Here is a 21,245-nt window from a genome sequence, read left to right as displayed (position 1 = left end):
CGAAACGAGTGTCGGCGGGATCATTTGGTATCACGATGAAAAAATGAGAAGACGACATTCATTCGCGTGGACATGCACGAGCATCGCGTTGGCTTGCATGTTCGCGGTGGCGGGCACAGCCACTCCACAAACCAATGGGACATCGCCGCCGATACCGGTTCCCGCTTCGGCGCGTGTAAAGATCAATCTCGGTGCGACTCCGTGGAAGTTTCTGGGGAATGCCGAACCCAATGGCGTCTCGCAGCCGGGATTCGACGATTCGGGCTGGAAGTCGGTCGGCATTCCGCATTCGATGAACGAGAACGAAATGTTCTCGAACATTCGAAGCGGCGGTGAGGCACCGAACGGCCTGGGGTGGTATCGCAAGCACTTCAAGCTCGACAAGGCATACGCCGGCCGCAAGATCATCGTGGAATTCGAGGGCGCTCACATGGGCGCTCAGGTCTACATCAACGGCAAGCTGATCCGCAATCAAAGCGTTCGCAACCCCGACGCCACGCACGTGGTCGGCTTCCTGCCGTTTGCCGTCGATATCTCCGACGCGGTTACCGCCGACGGCGTGACCGACAACGTGATCGCCGTGCGAGTGGCATCGAACGGTGACTGGTTCCAGGATCCGGACTTCTCCGGTGCTTTCCGCTTCGGTCAGGGCGACACCGGCATTTTCCGTCCGGTCTACATGTACGTGACGGACCCGGTTCACATCCCGCTGAACGTCTACCCGGTGCTGAACACCTGGGGGACGCACGTCTCGACCGTGAGCATCGACAGCCCGGCCACGGACGGCTCGGGTACGGCGGCCTCTGCGAACATTCAGATCGGCACGAACGTCCTGAACGAGTCCGGCATTGCGCAGACCGCACAGGTCACTACGCAGATCGTCGACGCGAAGGGCAAGGTCGTCGCGCAGTCCAAGAGCGACGTGATTCTGCCGCCCAACGCCGGTCCGGGACTGCACCCGACCCTCGTGACCCAGAACCTGACGGTCGACAATCCGACGCTCTGGTATCCGAACAACGTGCCTCGCGGCAAACCGTACCTGTATCGCGTGTTCCACCTCGTCAGCGTGGGCGGCGTAGTGGTCGATTCGACGGAAAGCCCGCTGGGGATCCGCACGATTACCTGGGACACCAATTTCCCGAGCGTCAACGGATTTGCCACGCATCTCTGGGGCGGGTCGGGACGCTACGACTATCCGGCCCTCGGCACCGCCGTGCCGGAAGAGCAGCAGTGGCGCGATCTTCAGCTGTTGGCAAACGCGGGCGGCAATCTGTATCGTCCGGGCCACTCGTCGTCGAGTCCGGAGTTCCTTCAGGCCGCCGACGCGCTGGGCATTTTCGTCGTGCAGCCCAGCGGAGACGGTGAAAACGGCTTCAACGACTGCTACCAGTTGTCGGCGCCGACGAAGGACTGCCCGCAGAACAAGATCGACAAGTACCTGCTCAAGCAGGAGCTGCATCGCGAAATGATCGTGCGCGACCGCAATAACCCGTCGGTGCTGGCCTGGGAAGCGAACAACGGCATCATGCAGACGGACTTCGCGAAGAAGCTCGCCGTCATCGGCCGTACATGGGATCCGATCAACACGCGCGCGCAAGCGGATCGCACGCCCAACGGCGACAACGGCGACATCCTGAGCTGCACGCTCGAAGGATGCGAAGTCGGCGTGAAGCACCAGTTCCCGAACAAGCCCGCATGGTCTGCCGAGTATTGGGGGCGTGGGGACTTCCGCGAGAACTACGACAAGGAGATGGATCTCGTCGGTCCGTTCCTCAACAACTGGCGCAAAGGCGTGCTCGCCAACGCCTTCGGTATCGCTCACTGGTATCTGGCCGACGAACCCGGGGAAGACGGGTTCTACTGGAGCGGCAAGACTTACGATGCCATCCAGAACCCCACGGGCCCGTTCGTGCGCTCGCTGGGCGAGTCGATGACCGACGGCAACCGCTTCCCGCGTCTGATGTACTACGCGTATCAGGCAGCCTGGACGCCCTACAACATCAAGCCGGTGGTCCATCTCGCCAACACCTGGAACCGCAAGGGGCCGGTGCGTGTGAATGCGTTCAGTAACTGCCCGGCGGTGCGTCTCATGGTCAACGGCGTGCAGCAAGGCGGCGATCAGAAGCCCAATACGCTGGCGACGGCGACCGACAACGACAAGGGCGACACCACCGGCCTGGTCGGACAAGTGCACTGGGACGACGTGCCCTGGGCGCCCGGCAAGGTGCAGGCGCTTTGCGTCGACGGCTTCGGCGCGCAAGTCACTTACGACGGCAAGCCGGTGATCGACGAACAGGTCACGGCCGGTGCACCGCATCACATTGTGCTTTCGATGGTGCCGAACGTCGTTCGTCCGGATGGTCAGACCTTCCAGATCACGGCCAACGGATCGGACGCCGCATTCGTGACCGCGCAGGTGGTCGATGTCAACGGCGTTGTCGTACCGGACGCCTCGAACCTCATCACGTTCGACGTCGATAACAAGGCGGTGGCCAACTACCGTGGCGGCTGGGATCACATCGTGACGATGGACAAGCCCGCGAGCTATCACTCGCCGGGCGATCACGAACTCGCCGCCGAAGGGGGGCTGACGCGTATCGCGATTCGCAGCACGTTCCAGACGGGCCACGTGACGGTGAGCGCCACCTCGCCGGGGCTGGGCGCAGGCACGGTGTCGTATGACGTCAAGGCGCCGGTCGTCGTGCCGATTCAAGCTGCGACGTCGGCGCCGCAGATCGTGGTGCCGCCGGCCAGCCAGCAGGTCAGCGTCGGTCAGCCCGCACACTTCGACGTGTCGGTCTCCGGGGCCGCGCCCATGCAGTTCCAATGGCAGCGCGATCACCAGGACATTCCGGGTGCCACCGGCAGCAGTCTCGATACGGCGGCCGCGACCAGCGCCGACAACGGCCATGTCTACGGCGTGCGCGTGCGCAATGCCGCAGGCGTCGTGACGTCGGGCGACGCGGTACTGTCGGTCATCCCGGCGCGTGCGGTGACGATCGACACGCCACCCGTTGCGCAAACGGTCGTGATCGGTCAGACGGCGACGTTTACCGTCGCGGTGACGGGTTCCCCCGTGATCGAGTACCAGTGGTTCCGTAACGACGTCGCGATCGACGGCGCGAAGTCGGCGACCTACACGACGCCCGTGGTGACGGCAGCGGACGACGGCGCGTTGTTCAAGGTGTTCGTCAAGAACCCCCTCGCGCAGGTGACGTCCTCGCCGGTGGTGCTCAAGGTCGGTGCCGCAACCGCGCCGACGATCACGCGCGGTCCGGGCGATACCATCGCGGCGCTCAACCAGAGCGCGACGTTTACCGTGGAAGCCGAAGGTTCGAAGCCGTTGCATTACCTCTGGACCGGCCCGTCGGGTGTGGTGGGCGGCGATTCGCCGACGCTCACCATCGACGCGGTCGCGCCGAAGGACCTCGGCAAGTACACGGTGGCGGTCACGAACGCCTCGGGCAAGACGGTCGTGAGCGATCCGGCAACGCTGAGTCAGGCGGCGCCGGGCGTGAACCTTGCGCGTGGCAAGCGGGCTTTCTCCGCGAGCAACCAGGATCCGCAGGGGCTGCCGGCGAGCAACGTGACCGACGGTAATGTCAGTTCACGCTGGGGTTCGAACCAGAAGGACGGCGACAACGCGTCGATCACGGTCGATCTCGGGGCGCCGGTGCCGATCAACCGCATGATTCTGCGTTGGGAAGCGGCTTACGCCAGTTCGTATCGCATCGAGGTGTCGAACAACAACGTCGACTTCGTCAAGGCATACGAATCGCCGGCGGGCTTCGCCGGTGGCGTGGACGACTTCACCTTCCCCACGATCACTGCGCGCTATGTGCGCATGGTGGGGCAGAAGCGCGCCACGGCCTATGGCTACTCGCTGTACGAAATCGAGGTCTATGACGTTCCGAACTGTAACGACGGAAGTCTTTACACCCACGAACGCTATTCGGTGCTCGATCCCGCGACGGTCAGAGACAACAGCAGCACGCTGGTGTGGAATCGCAAGCAATACACGCTCACGCAGGCCGGTGCGCAGTTCACGCAGCTTGCCGCAAAGGCGTGGTGCGAAGCGCAGGGCAAGCGTCTGCCGACGCATGACGAAGCGCTTTCGATTGCCGGCAACAACACCGCCGCATGCGCGTTCCCGGAAAAGTGGACGACGTGGACCTCGACCATCGTGCCGGAGGACAAGACGCAGGCCTTCCTGATCACGCAAGCCGGCGAGGAGCGTAAAGGCCTCATCGACAACGCGCCGGGTTGGGTGCTGTGTGTGTCCGGCACGCCGCAGGTGACGCCGCCCAAGTTGACGGTGCAGCCCGAGGACGTGACGGGCACGGTCGGCAAGTCGGCGCATTTCGCTGTCGGCATCGACGGTTCGGCGCCGATCACGTTCAAGTGGTACCGCGTGGCGAAGGCAGGGGAGACCAACGACGCACCGGTGTACACGTCGCTGGCGCCAGTCTACGACACCCCGCCGCTCAAGCTCGAGGACAACGGCTCGCAGTATTACGTGGTGGCGAGCAACGCGTCGGCAAGCGTGACGAGCCAGAAGTTCAAGCTCACGGTGACGGAGGCTCAGCCGGATCCGGGTAACAACAACCCGCAAGTCCCGCCGCCCGTGATCGTCACCCCGCCGATCAGCCAGTCGGCGTCCATTGGCAAGACGGCAACGTTTACGGTCAGTGCGACCGGCACCGGTGCGCTGTCCTATCAGTGGTATCGCGACGGCGTGCAGATCGACGGCGCCGTGGCCCAGAGCTACACCACGCCGGCCGTCAAGCTGGAGGACAACGGTGCGCAGTTCACCGTGCTCGTCAGCGCCGGCGGTGCAAGCAAGCTGAGCGACGGTGCAACGCTCAATGTCGTGGATGGCGTGCCGTCCAACGACACGAACCTCGCGCTGAACAAGACGGTGACGTCGACGCCGGTGGAGTACGAGGGTTTCAGCGCGGCGACCAACGTCAACGATGGCGACATCAAGACGCGGTGGGCATCGCTGTTCCTGGACAATCCGGACGCCGACAAGGCCAGCATCACGATCGACCTCGGCAAGTCGCAGGCGGTCAACCTGGTTCGCCTTAAGTGGGAATTTGCGTATGGCAAGCAGTATCTGATTCAGGTGTCCGACACCGGCAAGGATGGCGATTGGAAGACGGTCTACACCCAGAACACGGGGCGTGGGGCGACCGAAAATCTGTCGTTCCAGACGGTCGCTGCACGCTATGTGCGCATGCAGGGTGTCAAGCGGGCAACGCAGTACGGCTACTCGCTGTTCGAGTTCGAAATCTATGGTCCGAAGCTGAGTTTCGATCAGCAGCCGCAACCGCAAACCGTGCAAGTGGGCCAGTCGGCGCACTTCTCGGTGTCGGTGATCGGTGCGCCTAACCTGTCGTACACGTGGTTCCGCAACGGCCAGCAGGTTGCCGTGACGGCCAACCCGTCGTACGACACGCCGGCCACGACGTTGGACGACAACGGCGCGCAGTACGGCGTGGTGGCCGACGACGGCAACTCGAACGTCACCAGCACGCCGGCCAAGTTGACGGTCACGCCGGTGACGGTCGGGGGTGGTAGTGGCAATAGCGCTGTCCCGCCGAAAGGCGGGGCTGGCGGCGCTAACGCGCCGGCTGCGACGGACGACGGCACGATCCCGGACTATCCGATTTATCCGAATCAGATCGGTGTCGAGCTGCGTAACAACACGAACGGCGCCTACCGCGACGATCAGATTTACGTTGCGGTTATCGCGCACGATCCGGCGAAGAATGGCCAGTTCGTCTATCTCAAGCCGGACGGCACGACGGTGCTGATGTCGGACACCGATAACGACGCACCGGGCCATCTGACGAAGGGCGGCAAGAACTACAGCAACTACTTCTTCACGCTGGCGCAGGCGAAGCAGTTGAAGTTCCCGAAGCTCTTCGGCGCGCGTGCCTTCGTGGCATTGGGCTCGCCGTTGTATATCCGCACCCTGAAGGATGCGGCCAACCAGATCGGCTTCGCCGGCCCGGATGTCCGCAACCCGACGGATCCCAACATCGACGTCTACTTCGACTGGTATGAATTCACCTATGGCGATAACGGCCTGTGGCTGAACAACACGCAAGTCGATCAGTTCGGCTTCCCGCTGACCGAAGACGTGTACGGCAGCAACCGCACGACGCACGTTCGCTCGGGTATCACCGAGTCGCGCGCATCGATCTTCGCGGCCTACCAGAAGGAAGTGCCGCCGGAGTTCCTGCCGACCAACCCGTCGCCGTATCGCATCATGGCGCCGAGCAAGGGCGGATTCGACGCGGGACAACCGAACGGCAAGTACTTCGATGCTTACATCGACAGCATGTGGGAGTACTACCGTACGCACACGCTGACGCTGTTGATGTGGGGTAATGCACGCAAGTTTGTTGGCCAGACGGTCGGCGACCAGCTTGTGTTCACCGAAATCGATCAGGGCAATGGCGCCTTTGTGGGCGGCAAGTACTACGTGAACCATCCGAACACGCAGGACATGCTCGAAGCGAAGGGTCCGCTGGCCTCCGGCAATGCGACGGAGCTGGCGATCGAAGCCCAGGTGGCCGCAGCACTGAACCGCCATATCATGGAAGACGACACGCAGTGGGCAGCCCCGTCGTCGGCCTGGTATGCCAAGGGGCCGTACAACGCCTACGCGAAGTTCTGGCACGATCACAGCATCGATCGCAAGGCCTACGGCTTCTCGTACGACGATGTGGCCGACCAAAGCTCGACGCTGGTCTCGGCGACACCGGAGCACGTTGTCCTGGGCATCGGCTTCTGACGCATCGGCATCGAGACGTGAAGGATCGGCGGGATGCGCATTGACGGCATCCCGCCCGGAAACCCCGGAGACCGCTGGTCTGCGGGGTTTTTTGTTGTCTCCCGCTTATGTGCTCGTCAAAACCATGCGCTCCTCAACACAATGCGCTCGTCGACAAGTCACGGCGTGCCCGCCGTCCCGTCATGTCAATCCTTCTGCCCCGGCGACGCGAAGCCTGCCTGTCCGATTTGCTCCGGGGTCTGCGGCACACGTCGGAAGCGCGACGTGTCGTAGCCCAGGGCGTCGAAACGGGCGAGCAGGGCGCGGTAAGTCGCGTCGTCCATCTGCGGCTCCCTTGAAAAGACCCAGCCGAGCGACTTGTCCGGGTAGCCGAGCAGGGTGTAGCGATAGTCGGGGTCGACGTACACCGTGAGTTGCGAGACATAGATGGGCCAGAAGAGTCGGACCCGCCAGTGTCCGCCACCGCTGCCGGGCACCACGCTGTCGACGAATTGATAGTGGCGCTCCGGCTGGTCGAAACCATCCTTGCGGCCATAAAAGTGATCGTCGATCTTGCCGTCTTCGCGCAACACCCACTCGGCGCGGCTGCCGACGAAATCGCGTTCGGCGAAATACGGAATGTTGGCGATCACGTACCAGCGCCCCATGTACTTCGGTAAATCCACCGGCACCGACTGAAGCGGGACATCCGCACGGGGATTGGGGTTGGGCGGCGATCCGGAGCATGCCGAGAGCGCCAGGCCTGTCAACGCCGCACCGATAATGCGTACGACGCATTGTTGCGCGCGCTGCGCCAATCGCCGGTTTCGGCGCGATACCCATGTCGTTATGTCGGAAGCAATGACGGCAGCAGGCAGCATGCGAACCCTCCCTCAGGTCATGAATACGACGTCTTCTTAGGCAGGATACGGACGCCACGCCGGTGTGGATGCAGCGAAATCGAAAATATTTTTCATCCAGATGGCGCGTTGCGCATCCGTTTGCCCGCCGCATACGTACTCACCCAGGCATGGGGCGCGCGCTTTTTGCCTCGATCCGCCCGCTGCGCTGCGCCTTCCCAAAAGCGTTTCCACGTCCGGTCGCCAGTCTTCAGAAGGAGCGTCAATGGTGAACGTCTCGTTCGGCCGCATTCTGGCCGCCTTGTTCGTCGGCATCTTACTCAGTGCATGCACACCGGTGGCGCTCGTCGACGCGCTCACCCCGCGCGAGACGTATCGCGATATCAGGGACGTTGCCTATGGCGCGTCCGAACGGCAGCGGCTCGACGTCTATCTGCCTTTACCGCAAGGTGCCACGCATGTCGGCACGATGCCTGTGGTGGTGTTCATTTACGGCGGCAGTTGGCAAAACGGCGACCGTGCCGACTATCGCTTCGTCGGTGAAGCGCTTGCGTCGCGCGGATTCATGGTGATCGTCCCCGACTATCGCACCTATCCCGAAGTGACGTTCCCGGCGTTCGTCGACGATGCGGCGCTGGCAGTCCGCTGGGCGCGGCGTCATGCGAGCGAGTATGGCGCCGATCCGGCGCAGTTGTTTCTGATGGGACACTCGGCAGGCGCCCAGATCGTGGCGTTGCTTGCCACCGACGCCACCTATCTGCGCGCCAATGGCTTGCGTCGATGCGACATCGCCGGGGTGATCGGTCTCGCCGGACCCTATGATTTTCTGCCGCTGAAAAGCGACGTGCTGCGCCGGATTTTCCCGGCGTCGATACGACCGGCGAGTCAGCCGATTCATTTCGTGACGGGAGATGAGCCGCCGATGTTTTTGGGCGTTGCCGATGCCGACGGTGTCGTGGATCCCGGCAATACCCTGCGCTTCGCTCAGCGTCTGCAAGCGGCCGGCAACGCTGTGGAAGTGCGGCATTACCCGGTCGGGCACGCGATGCTTATCGGTGCGGTAAGCGTGCCATTCCGAAGCGCTGCACCTGTGTTGGAAGACGTCGTCACCTACATGAATTCTTTTGCCGGACATGCATCCGCGAATCGTTGCCGTTCGTAATAAAGAAGGCTTCCGCTTGGCGAAGCGCCCTCATACAGGTGATGAAATGGAGACTCGTTATGCCACCGGATTTCTGCCGGTGCTTGTGGCAACGTGCTGTGCGCTCGGCGGGGCGATACAGGCGAGTGCGGCGCCGATGGACGGCGAGAAGACCGTCATGGTCGGCGGGGCCGCCATGTACCCCTCGAAGACCATCGTCGAGAACGCGGTGAATTCAAAGGATCACACGACACTGGTCGCCGCCGTGAAAGCGGGCGGACTCGTCGATACCCTCTCCGGCCCCGGACCGTTCACCGTCTTTGCGCCGACCAACGAGGCGTTTGCGGCGCTTCCGGCAGGCACCGTCGACACCCTGTTGAAGCCGGAGAACAAACCTGCGCTGGTCAAGGTGCTGACGTACCACGTCGTGCCGGGAAAACTCTCCGCTCAGGATTTGATGAAGGCCGTCGACGACGGCCGTGGCATGGCATCGCTGAAGACCGTGGAAGGCGATTCGCTCACCGTGAAGAAGGACGGCGGACGTCTTAGCGTGACGGACGACAAAGGCGGGGTCGCCCATATCTCGATCAGCAACGTCATGCAGTCGAACGGCGTGATTCATGTCGTCGACAAGGTCTTGTTGCCGTAACGCTTCTTAGCCTCTTCAGTCCTTGGCCGTTAGCGCTTAGTGCGCAGGACCGCGCAGACCGACATGGAGCGCACGCAGCGGTACGTCGCGACATATGGCGACATACCGTCACAGTGCCCGGCCTGTCTCGCGGCAGTTTTCCCCCGGCCGGGGCGATCATCGACGACGCCCCGGTTCTTTTTACGCCGACATATCCGCCATCGCCAGGCGACAAAACGAAACAAATCTCATCGAGACTCGACACCGGGTCGGCGCCGATCTTCCTACCATTCGTGCAGACACCCCTCGGATCCGCATCGGATCGTCACGAATGAAGATTCTTTACACCAACTTTCACGTCGGCTGCGGCGGCGGGCAAGACACTTACGTTCGGGAACTCGCACGGGCCATGAGCTGCGAGCATCAGATCACCGTCGCGACACCCCCCGGTAGCTGGCTCGGTGAGCAGGTCCGGCGGTTGCCCGGCGTCACGGCAGTCGAGATCGATTTCAAGCCGCGCTGGCACAGCTTCTTGCGTGAGACGTTGCGCCTGCGTCGCCTGATCCGCGAAAGCCACTTCGACGTCGTGCATGTCAATGGCTCCCCCGATCATCGTCAGGTCATGCTCGCCGTCGCGGGGCTGGCCAGGCGGCCCGAGATCGTTTTCACCAAGCACAACACCTATCGCGCGAACTCGCTCGGCAACCGGTTGCGTGCGCGCTTCGGCACGTCCCGCACGATTGCCGTGAGCGATTTTGTCCGGTCGATGCTGGAGCGCGAGTCGTCGTATCCGAACATCGTCGTTGTCAAACACGGCGTGCATGCCCCACGCACCGAACCGCTCGGCGAAGACGAACGCCTGCGCCGCCGTGCCGCGCTGCTCGGCGCGAGGGGCGACGACAGCATCGTGCTCGGCAGCGCGGCGGGCACCGGGGCAGCGAAAGGCTGGGCCGATCTGGTGATGGCGCTCACGTTGCTCCCGGAGCCTACGCGCCGGCGTTTTCGCGTCTGGCTCGCCGGAACCGATCCGAGCATGGCGCAACGCGCGATGGTCGAGCAATGCGGTCTCGACGCCCAGATCCTCTTCACGGGATCGATCAACCACGTGCATCACTTGCTGGCTGTGACCGATGTCGCGTTCGTGCTCTCGTATCACGAAAGCCTGTCCTACGCCTGCCGCGAGGCCATGGCCGCCGGCTGCGCCAGCCTCGTGACGAATGTCGGCGGCTTGCCGGAAAACGTCACACCGTGGGTCGACGGCTGGATCGTGCCGCCGCGCGACCCGCAATCGATCGCCCATGTTTTGATGTACATCGCCGATAAGCCGGAACGCCTGCGTCATATGGGACACATGGCCCGGCGCAAAGGGCAGCACGAATTCGATTTCGACGATTTCGTCGCGGCGACGCATGCCGTGTATGTCGATGCCGTGTCGTCGCGCAGTTCGCGCGCATCGTCGGCGCCGACGGTGCCGGTTCGCCGCAGCGTGCAGCGTTCGCACTCAAGCGAGCGTCGTGCCGACAATCAAATCGCCTGAGATCGACGGCATGGCGTTTCCGATTCTGATGTACCACCAGATCCGCGCGGTGCCCACGCACGACGATCCGTTGCGCGGGCTATGCGTTGCCCCGGATACCTTCGCGGCACAGATGTCGTGGCTCAAGCGCCTCGGCTATCAGGGCCTGAGCATGCGCGAGCTTCAGGCGTACCTTCGCGCGCCCGGGCGGGCGAGAGTGTTCGGCATCACGTTCGACGACGGCTTCGTGAGCGTTTTCGACAACGCGATGCCGGTGCTCGATTCGCTCGGCTTCACCGCGACCTGCTACTTCGTGGCGGGACGCCTGGGCGGGTGCAACGACTGGGACGCGCACCTCTGCCGGCGGCCCGAACCGCTGATGTGCCGCGACAAACTTCTGACATGGATGCGTTGCGGGCACGAGGTCGGCGCGCACACGCTCAATCACGTGTCGTTGCCCGATATCCCACCGGAGGATGCCGTCGACGAAATCATCGGTGCCAAGCATCGTCTGGAGACGACCTGCGGGACCAACATCGAAGCGTTCTGCTATCCCTACGGCAACGTCACCCGCAGCGTGCGCGACATCGTCGAGCGTGCCGGCTACCGGAACGCCACCACCACGCAACGCGGGCGTGCCGGCGCGCACGACGATCCGTTCCTGCTGCCCCGTCTGGCGGTTGCCCCGGATGTCGGTGCCGCGCGCCTTCTGTTCAAGTGTCTTGTCAGCTAGACGTTGCTGGGAAAATTCCCTAACGCAATTCGTGTGCTCACTGGCGTGCTCACTTGCGTTTTCACCTGCGTGTGCACTCGCGTGGCTGTTCAGGAATTCCTTCCCCTGCCCATTCGCGGGGGAATCTGCCACCTTCTCGGTCCATTGAGCGAAACGGAAAGCGGGTATTCTTGCGTCTTTTCCCAGCCCCCCGTAAGCCATGAGCCGTTTCCCGAACCTCCAAAAGCGCCACCGGGACGGTTTTCGCTGGCTCGGTACGCGCTGGCTGACGGTCGCCCTGCTGTGGGCGCTCGGTGCACCGCTCGTCTGCGCGGCGCCGTGGGCTGCTTCGGGGCAAGCCGCAAAGGCGGCCGCCCGGACCGCTCCCGCCGCTGCCTCGGCTCCATCGGCTCCATTGGCTCCATCGTCGGCATGGACGACATTGGCCACGTCGACAGCGCCGATGGCCCCCATTCCGGCGGACGCTCCCGCCACCGGCGCTGCCTGCCGCGTCGCAGGCGGTGAGCCCGGGCGCGCGTCGGTCGGGCTGGTGCTCTCGGGCGGCGGTGCGCGGGGTTATGCCCATCTCGGCGTGCTCAAGGTGCTGGAGGCGCATCGTATCCCGGTGGACTGCGTTGCCGCGACCAGCATGGGAGCGGTGGTCGGCGGTCTGTACGCCAGCGGTCTGAGCGCACAGGACATGCGCGCGCGTCTGGAGCATGTGAACCTCGCCGACATCGCGTTCGACGTCACCGATCGCAGCGATCTGCCGCAGTCGCAGCGGGAAGACGAGCGCTACTACGTCGACAGTTTTTCTCTCGGATTCGGACGCAACGGTTTCCAGCTTCCGTCGGGACTGGTGCATGGCAACAGGCTTCAGGCGTTGTTGCAGGAGTGGACGCCGGCCGTCGGCGGTTCGGTATCGTTCGACAAGCTACCGGTGCCGTTTCGCGCGATCGCAGCCGACTTGCAGACGGGACAAATGATCGTGCTCGATCATGGTTCGTTGCCGCAGGCCATTCGCGCGAGCATGGCGTTGCCCGGTCTTTTTTCGCCGGTGGATGTCGGTGGCCGCACGCTGGTCGACGGCGGCATCGTTAGTAATCTGCCGGTGGAAACCGCGCGTTCGATGGGCGCGGGCATCGTGATCGCGGTGGATATCGGCTCGCCGCTGCGCCCGCTCGATGCGCTGTCGTCTCCGGCGGACGTCTTCCAGCAGATGGTCGGCATTCTGATTCGCCAGAACGTCGCGCGACAGCGCGACCAACTGCGCGCAAGCGATGTGCTGATTCAGCCCGATCTGGGGCGCCTGACCTTCACCGATTTCGAGAACGCCTCGCAAGCGATCGCCGCAGGCGAAGCCGCTGCGCTGGCGGCGCTGCCCAAGCTTGAGCCGCTCGCGTTGAGCCCGTCGCAATACGCGGTCTGGCGCGCGGCGCATTCGACCTCGCGTGCCCCGGCGGTGCGCATCGCGAAGATCGAGATCAACTCGCGCGGCGTGGTCCCGGCACAGAAGATTCGCGCGGCGCTGCATGTGAAGGAGGGCGACATCTACGATCCGGCCGTGGTCAACAAGGACCTCCTCGCGCTCGTCAACGAAGACGACTTCGAGAGCGTCACGCAACAGTTCGTCGAAGAGAGCGGTCAGAACACGCTCGTGATTACGGCGCAGGAAAAACGCTGGGGCCCGAACTTTCTGCTATTCGGTCTGGGCCTGTCGGCGACGTCGAAAGAGGAGGGCAGCTTCCGTTTGCATCTCGGCTATCGTCGACCGTGGCTCACGAGCAGCGGGCTCGAAGCGCGGGTGGATACGACGCTCGGCAGCGACGTCGCGGAGCTTCATGCGGAGTTGCGCCAGCCGTTCGGCAATCCGTGGGGCGCGTACATCGCGCCCTATGTCGACATTCAGCGGCGACACGCGAATATTTACAACGACTCGGGCGACGTCAAGCTCACCCGCTACCGGCTCACGACTGAGCGCGCCGGCGTCGACATCGGCTTTCCGGTCTCGACCCTGGGCGACTTCCGTATCGGTGTCGCTTACACGCATGGCACGGCCGTGCCGCAATACAACCTGCCCATCGGCAACGACGAAGACGACGAACCGGGCGCGTCCCGAGAGCTTCTGTTCCCCGATATCTCCGGACGACAACTCAGCGCCCGCGCCCGCCTCGTGATCGATCAGTTGGACGACCCGCAATTCGCGCGTCGCGGCTACTTCACCGAATTACGGGCGGAGCGCTCGCTATTCGCCGGCACCAACAGCTATACGGAGGTTTATGGCAAGGGCATCGTCGCGACGAGCTACGGGCGGCACAGCGTGAGCGCGACGCTCGAAGCGGGCAACAACTTCGGTGGCGTAAACGTAACGAACCCGTTCGGCTTCACGTTGGGGGGCTTCCAGCATTTGTCGGCATATGGCGCGGACCAGCTGGCCGGCAACGCCATGATGTACGGCAACATTACATACATGAACCGCATTGCGTCGTTTACCGCATCGCCGGTTCGCCGGTTGTTCGTCGGGGTGAGTCTCGAAGCCGGCAATGTCTGGTCGGCAGACGACGCCTTCGGCAGCGGCACGCTCAAACGAAGCGTTACGTTCTTCACCGCCCTGACCACTTCGTTCGGTCCGATCTATGTCGGGTTTGCAATGGCGCCGGGCGGACGCAACAACCTCTACTTCCAGTTGGGCCGAACGTACTGAGGTGGGGGCGGGATCGCGACGAACCGGCGCATCGGCGCGCACGATCCGCCGCCGTCAGGATGCCTCGGGGAGCGACGCCACTATCGCAGGTGAGATCGCCGGCCAACGGATTTCGAAGCGCGCACCGCCGAGGCTCACGGGATCGGTCGCCGCGACGTTGCCAAGGTGCGCGCGCATGACCTGCTCGGTGATGGCCAGCCCGAGTCCGTAACCGCCCGTGCGGCGGTCGAGTCGCACGAAGGCGTCGAAAATTTTCGTGCGGTCCGCCGGCGCAATCCCGGGGCCGTCGTCTTCGACGTAAACTTCGATGTTTCCATGCCGCAACGCCATCCCGACGACGATGCGCGATCGCGCATAGCGACTCGCGTTGCGCAGCAAATTGCGCATCGCGTACGACATCAGCCGCTTGTCCATGACGACCTGGCACGACGTGTCGAGATTGCACTCCAGCGTAATCTGACGCTCGGCATAAAGCAGCGTTGCGTCGCGTACCTGATTGGCGAACCAGTGGGCGACGGAGGTGGCCTCGAGATTCGACTGAAGCGAACTGTATTCGAGCCGGGCGAAAGTGAGGCTCATGTCGATGAGTTCGTCGAGTTCGGTGACATCCTGATCGATGCCTGCCAGCGCCTGTTCGCAAGCCTGCGGCCCCGACGTCGGATCGCGCAGGATTTCCAGTGCGAAGCGCAGGCGCGCGAGCGGGGTGCGCAACTCGTGGGAGATGCCGTTGGTCAGATCGCGTTGCGTCGCGATCAGCTTCTCCATGCGTTCGGCCAGCGCATTGAGCGTGCGGGCAAGCGGACCGATGATGACGCTGTACGACTCCTTGGCGCGTGTGTGAAAGCGCCCGCCGCTGAAGTCGATTGCGCGCTCGCGAACCATCACGAGATCGAGCCAGACCGGGCGCATCCAGCGATAGGCGACGATCGCCGGCAACAGCAAGGTGCTGAGCACGCACGGCACGAGAAAGTGCGTGACGTTCAACGCGCCTTCCCAGGCGCTGGCCGGCAAGGCGATCGCCAGCAACAGCGCAGGCACGGCAAGCACCATCAGGCAGAGTTGAAGCAACTTCGAGTAGGTGCGCACGTACAGTCGCGACCAACTCGGGCGCCGGTCGGCGCGCGTGTCCGTCCAGGACCGCCGGAACCGCAAACATCGCAGCCGGCAGTAGCGATAGGGGTGGCGTTTGTTGGTGTGCATCGTCGGCGCCGGCGATGCCGGTCTTGAGTGAGGTCGCGTCGGGTCAGTCCCAGCACGATTTGTTGAGTTGGTAGCCCTTGCCGCGCACCGTGAGGATGCATTGCGGTGCGCCGGGATCGTCGTTGAGCTTGCGACGCAGCTTGTAGATCCCCCCGTCGACGGACCGGTCGATCCCGTCGAACTCGACCCCGCGCAACTGCCTCACCAGCGCGTCGCGCGTCACGACTTCCCCCGCGCAACAGGCTAGCGCCCAGAGCAGGTCGAACTCGGCCGATGTCAGCTCGGGTTGCTTGCCGTTTGGCAACGTGACCGAGCGCGTACTGCGATCGATACGGCATTTGCCCATCGTGATGCTCTCGGGTTGATTGAGACTCGGCGCGAGGTGCTCGTTGCGCCGCAGTTGGGCCTTGATACGCGCGAGCAGCACACGTGGCTCGACGGGTTTGTGCACGTAGTCGTCGGCACCGAGTTCGAGGCCGAGGACTTCGTCGAATTCTTCGTCGCGCGCCGTCACCATGATGACGATGCCAAGGTAATGCGCACGGGCCTCGCGGCAGATTTCGAAACCGTCCTTGCCCGGCAGGTTGACGTCGAGAATGACCAGGTCGGGACGCCGTCGCAGAATGGTTTGCACGGCACGTGCGCCGTCGAGCACGCACTCGACCTGATAGCCGTGCTTCTGGAGATAACCGCAAATCAGTGCGGAAAGACGGGCGTCGTCTTCGACGAGGAGAATTCTGGCTGACATTGAGAGACTTTCACGGGATGTCGGGAGTGTAACGGCTTCGTGTACGCCGGTATGGCGAGTCGACAAAACTCGACAATTCTCCACGAAAACGCCCGCCCGATTTTTTTAAGCACTCCCTTAAAAAAACGAAACCCCGATGGCCGCCGGCCAGTCGGGGTTTCGGTGGCGTTGCGGCCGCGACGCGACCAAGCAATACCGTAATGAGGCTTATGCCTTCGCGTCAGACGCGTTCGATGGCGCGGCCAGCAGCAGGAAGCCGCCGGCGATGGCGATGTTCTTGAAGAAATGGTTCAACTGGCCGCTGAACTGCGCCGGATCGGCAACCCAGAAGCGGTGACCGATGAAGGCGGTCGCCACGGTGTAGATGGCCAGACCGAGCGCCAGCGGCTTGAGACGCCAGCCCAGAATCAACGCAATGGCGCCGCCGGCTTCGATCAGAATGACCAGCGCGGTGACGACTTCGGCGAACGGCAGGCCGATGGCCGAGAAGTAGCCGACGGTTGCCTTGAAGGCCAGAATTTTGCGAATGCCTCCGATCAGGAAAAGGGCCGACATCAGCACCCGCGCAACCCACTGAATATTGAAACGATGCATGGCGATTGTTCTCATCCAAAAGCAAATGTCATCCGACGACGGTGTCGGCAATCCGTACTGGCTCGTTCCTGCTTGCGCTGCCACAGGTGGCGCTCATCTTATCGGCACGCTGCGGCGCAAAAAATACGCGTCGGGGAAATTCAAAGTTGCATGGACGGAACAATCGATGCGCGTCATTGGCGCGGCGAAGCGTGGTAGTGAACGAGGCTGAAATCCTCAACCGACGGGCTTCGCCGCGATGCGGGCGTTCAACGTGCGATGTCGGGGGCGAAGGTGTTTCGATAGGCGAACAGCCCGGGCGTGCCGCCGGTCATCACGAACAGCACGTCGGTATCGGTCCCCAGGCGTCCGGTTTCGATGTCGCTGAGCAATCCGGAGAACGCCTTGCCCGAATACACCGGGTCGAGCAGCAGGCCTTCGGTGCGCGCGAGCAGCTGCACGGCATCGATCATGGCGCTGGTCGGCAAGCCGTAGCCGTCGCCGCGATAGCTGCCGTCGACGGTCACATCCGAGGCGGCGTCGAAGGGGGTATCGCTTGCGCCGAGCAGGGCGAGCGCGCCTTCAATCAGTTGCACGGTCTTGGCATAGGTCGTCGGCTGGTCGTGGAGGACCGAGTACGCGCGCACGATCTTGCCGCGTCGCGCGGCGATCTGGAGTCCGGCCGTCAGACCGGCGTGCGTGGCGCTACTGCCATTCGGTACGACGATGTGGCCGAACTCAATGCCGTTTGCCGCTTCGTAGTCGAGAATCTCCTGAGCGCAACCGGCATATCCGAGAGCGCCGAGCGGCGACGATCCGCCGGTCGGGATGACCATCGCCTTACGTCCCACGCTCGACAATTCCGCCGCGCGTGCCTGCGCGACGCTCATCGCGTCGCTGTGCGCAGGGAGAAACGTTATGGTTGCGCCGAAAATCCGGTCGAGCAGCACATTCCCGTTTTCGCGATAGTCGACCTCGTGCTTCGGCACCGTGTCGACGAGCAGGAGTTCGCACGACAATCCCAGTCGGGCGCATGCCGCTGCGCTCAGGCGCGCATGATTGGACTGCAAGCCGCCCATCGCGACGACGGTGTCGACGTTCGTGGCGAGGGCTTCGCCCAGCAAGAAAGCGAGCTTGCGCAGCTTGTTGCCGCCACCGCCGGTCTCGCCGAGATCGTCGCGCTTGACGAAGATGCGAATGCCTCGCGCCCGGGCGCCGCATGCCTGTTCGAGCCGCGTGAGACGCACGATGGGCGTAGGCTGGCTCATCAGCGAAACGGTGGGGAAGGTGTCGAGTGCCGATTGCAACGAAGAGATCATGCTGCCTCCTGACGCTGCCGACCTTTCGGCAGCCGCGTCGATGTTGGTGACTGCGATTGAGTGGAGTCCGAAGTTTTTGTGTCGCGCGGGCAAGCGGGAATCGAGTCGAGCGCGCGTCGACGTAGGAAAGTATACGGAATATGGCGATTGTGTAATCGCCAGGTCATTCATGCCGCTATTGACGCGCTTCTCTCGCTCGGCAACGCGGGGGCAATCGTTTCACTGTCGAGTGTCAACGTTCGTGAGCGATCATCAGCGCTGCACGGACCAACGGATCGCCGTCCATCGTGCCTGCGCGGCAGGCGGCACGAAAACGGCCGTGCGCCGGCTGCGCAGACACCTCGAACGAACACAGCGCGAAGCGATGGCGGCTTCCCGGTCGAGCACAAAAGCGTCAAAGCGTCAAAGCGTCAAAGCGTCAAAGCGTCAAAGCGTAAAAGGGTTATGCCGCGTCGCGTGCGGTCTCAGCGCACGGCAAACGCTCGGATCAACTTGTTGAAGAGCGGTCGTTGCTCCTCGTTGGCGAGCCACAATTGCCGCAGCGTGCGATCGCAAACGTCGAGCGGATGCTCATGACGGTTGGCCGCGACGGCTTGCTGAAGGCTTTGCATGATTTGATTGGCAAACGGGATCATCTCCGGCTTCTCGTTCGGGCGCAGGGCGAAGGCGATGCGCTGCTGAGGCGTGGCCTGTCGCAGTTGTGCCATCACCTGCGCTTCCGGCTGAGGCACGGTACGGGGGATGTCCTGAACGAGGCCCGATTTGTGCATGCGGCGGCTCAACAGCCATGTACCGTTGACGTTCGACCACTTGTTGCTCTGGCTGGGGCGAAGCTCCATCATGCCGCCGCCGAGATCCCGGAACCCGACCGATTGATAGAAGTCCTGACCCGAAAGGGCCATCAGTCTGACGGTGCCGCCGAAGCCTTTGTTCATCGACATGGAAACGGCCTTCTCGACCAGCAACTCGCCCGCCCCCGACGCGCCGGGGTGCGTGATGATGTTGTCGATCCAGAACGTGTCCCTCATATCTTCCTCTCTCGGGGAGACGCTCACGGTCATGACGCCCGTCATATGACCTTCCGAACTGACCTGTACGGCATCGCCCGGCATGAGCGATCCGTCCTGGACCTGCTGCCGGATCATGTCGAACACTTCTTTCGCTGCCTCGTGCCGGGTCCCCCATTCCTCGTACTCCGCCGATTGCCGCAGCTGGCGAGGCAGCCTCTTGCCGTTGGCTGACTGGGCAAACCAATTCATGTGCGATTGAAGGTGGTGGGTTGCCTGGCCGATCTGGTGATTCGGGATCGACGAGATCTGCACGCGTCGCCCTGGCGGATTTGCGTGCGCGCCACCAGGGGCCGCGGCATTCAGCGCCGACAGTCCCTGAAGGCCGGCCGGCGTCGCCAGTGCGGTCGGTGTGCCTTGCGGGGGCTGAGAGACCTGTTGCTGTGAGGAGTGAAGCGAAGGGGCCTGATGACTCGATGGAACGGGGAAATGACTACCGGTGCGAAAAGGATTCGTCATTTGGATGCCTCATAGAAGATGCTCAACGGGATCTTTTTTTATCAGATCAATCTGTTGAGATTCTCGCCAGATGCGAACCGATGGCATCGCATCGGAATCGGCGATCCCCAGGATAAGCGGGGGTTTCCCTGTGCAAAACGAAAGGGGGCGATGTACGGCAACGTCTTATGCGCCGCATTTCGATTTAATGGCTAAAATCCGTCAGTCATACGTATTCGTAATGGAAATCCGATGCTCATGACTCACTCCGTCAATCCGCTGCTGCAAGCCTTCTTTCCGTATAGCGACACCATTGCCGCCGTACTCGATACGATGGGGGTACGCGCTGGCGGGCAAGACAGCGACGATGGCTCGCATGACTGGTCGCATCTGATTCGCGTCTGGAAACTCGTGAAGGAAATTGCCGCAGACGAGCCCGCGCTCGATCGGGAGATGCTGGCGGTCGCCACATTGCTGCACGACTGCGTGCCCGTGGAGAAGACGGATCCGCGCCGCTCGCAGGCGTCGCGTCTGTCTGCCGACAAGGCCAGCGAAGTGCTGCGAGCGATGTGCTGGGATCCGGCGCGGGTCGAGGCCACCGCCCACGTTATCGAAGCCCACAGCTTTTCGGCCGGTATCGCGCCGCGCTCGCGCGAGGCTTTCGTGCTGCGCGACGCCGACCGTCTCGACGCCATCGGCGCCATCGGCATCGCCCGCACGTTCTATGTCGCGGGCCGCAACGGATCGCGGCTTTACGACCCCGCCGATCCGTTCGCCGCTCACCGTGAGCTGGACGACCGCCGTTTCGCACTCGATCACTTCGAGACGAAGCTGCTGCATCTGAACGACGGCCTCATGACCGCCACGGCCCGGCGTATCGGCGAGCAACGCGTGGCGGCGATGCGCGCTTACGTCGAACTGCTGCGCGAGGAAATCTCCCCGGCACGCTGAGGCAAACCTGCCGTCTTCGGCAACGCCGTTGCAGCGTTCAGTCCGCGACGGCGTCCAGCGGTACTTCCAGCCCGACTTTGACGTTGCTCATCGAGACGAGCGTCTTGAAGCGCTTGACGTTATTGCTCTCGAAGAAGAGGGTGCGCGTGAGCGCCGTGTACTGCGCCATGTTCTGCACCACCATGATCACCACGAAGTCGCATTCGCCCGCGACGTAGTAACACTGCTGTACCTGCGGGCAGGCGAGGAAGCTGCGCTTCATGGCGTCGAGCAGGTCGAGCCGTTCGTTCTCGACCTCGACCTCCGTGATGATCGTGAGCGCATAGCCCACGCGCTCGGGGTCGACCAGCGACACCGTCTTGCGCGTCACGCCTTCGTCGGCGAGCTTCTTCAGTCGCCGGTTCACCGCAGCGGACGAGAGACTGATCTGCGCGCCCAGCGCGTGCTGGGGTGTCGTCGCATCTTGTTGAATCGCCGCGAGCAAGGCGATGTCGTAGCTGTCGAGGCTCATGGTGCGCAATAAAAGTTCGTTTGAGACGCCGAAAACGCGTAAATCGTACGCGCGCGCCGGAATATTATTCGGTCTCATCGATGATACTCCGCTAGC

16 protein-coding genes are annotated in these 21,245 nt (G+C 63.1%); 8 read left to right on the top strand and 8 right to left on the bottom strand.

The genetic code is table 11. The annotated features are described in order from the left end of the window. Window positions 1-30 precede the first annotated feature (30 nt). Window positions 31-321 (bottom strand): hypothetical protein, encoded by a 291-nt coding sequence (locus tag PAN31108_RS26865; protein ID WP_246184080.1) that lies wholly within the window; start codon window positions 319-321, stop codon window positions 31-33. Between PAN31108_RS26865 and PAN31108_RS21440 the strand changes: the two genes are divergently transcribed. Continuing rightward, window positions 308-6,802: a beta-1,3-glucanase family protein gene (locus PAN31108_RS21440; RefSeq protein ID WP_503124997.1), complete on the top strand. Its 6,495-nt coding sequence runs from the start codon at window positions 308-310 to the stop codon at window positions 6,800-6,802. The two genes, PAN31108_RS26865 and PAN31108_RS21440, sit on opposite strands and share 14 nt — an antisense overlap. A 185-nt stretch (window positions 6,803-6,987) precedes the next feature. Here the strand turns inward: PAN31108_RS21440 and PAN31108_RS21435 are convergent, their stop codons facing one another. Beyond that, on the bottom strand, window positions 6,988-7,662 hold the full coding sequence (locus PAN31108_RS21435) for a lipocalin family protein (protein ID WP_150670790.1): 675 nt from the start codon (window positions 7,660-7,662) through the stop codon (window positions 6,988-6,990). A 244-nt stretch (window positions 7,663-7,906) separates the two neighbouring features. Here PAN31108_RS21435 and PAN31108_RS21430 point away from each other — a divergent pair, with 244 nt between their 5' ends. The 5 genes from PAN31108_RS21430 (at window position 7,907) to PAN31108_RS21410 (ending at window position 14,342) form a co-directional block, all read left to right on the top strand. Continuing rightward, on the top strand, window positions 7,907-8,803 hold the full coding sequence (locus PAN31108_RS21430; protein WP_150670789.1) for an alpha/beta hydrolase: 897 nt from the start codon (window positions 7,907-7,909) through the stop codon (window positions 8,801-8,803). 46 nt (window positions 8,804-8,849) lie between these two features. After that, window positions 8,850-9,431 carry a fasciclin domain-containing protein gene (locus PAN31108_RS21425; protein ID WP_150670788.1) on the top strand — a complete coding sequence of 194 codons (582 nt, stop codon included), beginning with the start codon at window positions 8,850-8,852 and terminating at the stop codon, window positions 9,429-9,431. Between the two features lie 310 nt (window positions 9,432-9,741). Beyond that, window positions 9,742-10,947: a glycosyltransferase family 4 protein gene (locus PAN31108_RS21420; protein WP_150670787.1), complete on the top strand. Its 1,206-nt coding sequence runs from the start codon at window positions 9,742-9,744 to the stop codon at window positions 10,945-10,947. 10 nt (window positions 10,948-10,957) lie between these two features. Then, window positions 10,958-11,659, top strand: a complete 702-nt coding sequence (locus tag PAN31108_RS21415; RefSeq protein ID WP_150670808.1) for a polysaccharide deacetylase family protein — start codon at window positions 10,958-10,960, stop codon at window positions 11,657-11,659. Window positions 11,660-11,858: 199 nt separating this feature from the next. Next, window positions 11,859-14,342 (top strand): patatin-like phospholipase family protein, encoded by a 2,484-nt coding sequence (locus PAN31108_RS21410; RefSeq protein WP_150670786.1) that lies wholly within the window; start codon window positions 11,859-11,861, stop codon window positions 14,340-14,342. A 54-nt stretch (window positions 14,343-14,396) separates the two neighbouring features. Here PAN31108_RS21410 and PAN31108_RS21405 read toward each other — a convergent pair whose 3' ends face one another. The 3 genes from PAN31108_RS21405 to PAN31108_RS21395 form a co-directional block, all read right to left on the bottom strand. Continuing rightward, entirely contained in the window at window positions 14,397-15,542 is a 1,146-nt protein-coding gene (locus PAN31108_RS21405) for an ATP-binding protein (protein ID WP_150670785.1), read from the bottom strand. A gap of 43 nt (window positions 15,543-15,585) precedes the next feature. After that, window positions 15,586-16,290 carry a response regulator gene (locus PAN31108_RS21400; protein WP_150670784.1) on the bottom strand — a complete coding sequence of 235 codons (705 nt, stop codon included), beginning with the start codon at window positions 16,288-16,290 and terminating at the stop codon, window positions 15,586-15,588. A gap of 207 nt (window positions 16,291-16,497) precedes the next feature. Beyond that, window positions 16,498-16,884, bottom strand: a complete 387-nt coding sequence (locus PAN31108_RS21395; protein WP_246184074.1) for a DoxX family protein — start codon at window positions 16,882-16,884, stop codon at window positions 16,498-16,500. Here PAN31108_RS21395 and PAN31108_RS21390 point away from each other — a divergent pair. Next, the gene (locus tag PAN31108_RS21390) at window positions 16,883-17,095 is read left to right on the top strand and encodes a hypothetical protein (protein WP_150670782.1); all 213 of its coding nucleotides are present in this window, start codon (window positions 16,883-16,885) and stop codon (window positions 17,093-17,095) included. The two genes, PAN31108_RS21395 and PAN31108_RS21390, sit on opposite strands and share 2 nt — an antisense overlap. Before the next feature lie 37 nt (window positions 17,096-17,132). Here PAN31108_RS21390 and PAN31108_RS21385 read toward each other — a convergent pair whose 3' ends face one another. Further along, entirely contained in the window at window positions 17,133-18,182 is a 1,050-nt protein-coding gene (locus PAN31108_RS21385; RefSeq protein ID WP_150670781.1) for a D-cysteine desulfhydrase family protein, read from the bottom strand. 464 nt (window positions 18,183-18,646) lie between these two features. Continuing rightward, entirely contained in the window at window positions 18,647-19,708 is a 1,062-nt protein-coding gene (locus PAN31108_RS21380; RefSeq protein ID WP_150670780.1) for a GNAT family N-acetyltransferase, read from the bottom strand. A gap of 237 nt (window positions 19,709-19,945) precedes the next feature. Between PAN31108_RS21380 and PAN31108_RS21375 the strand changes: the two genes are divergently transcribed. Next, window positions 19,946-20,638 (top strand): HD domain-containing protein, encoded by a 693-nt coding sequence (locus tag PAN31108_RS21375; RefSeq protein ID WP_150670779.1) that lies wholly within the window; start codon window positions 19,946-19,948, stop codon window positions 20,636-20,638. 37 nt (window positions 20,639-20,675) lie between these two features. On the opposite strand, the gene PAN31108_RS21370 is transcribed toward PAN31108_RS21375, so the two are convergent. Then, on the bottom strand, window positions 20,676-21,149 hold the full coding sequence (locus PAN31108_RS21370; RefSeq protein ID WP_150670778.1) for an Lrp/AsnC family transcriptional regulator: 474 nt from the start codon (window positions 21,147-21,149) through the stop codon (window positions 20,676-20,678). Window positions 21,150-21,245 lie beyond the last annotated feature (96 nt).

It is taken from the genome of Pandoraea anhela, from assembly GCF_902459655.1.
GTDB lineage: Bacteria > Pseudomonadota > Gammaproteobacteria > Burkholderiales > Burkholderiaceae > Pandoraea > Pandoraea anhela.
The sequence above is the reverse complement of the archived record's forward strand: the minus strand, read 5'-3'. Positions and strand labels throughout refer to the sequence as shown.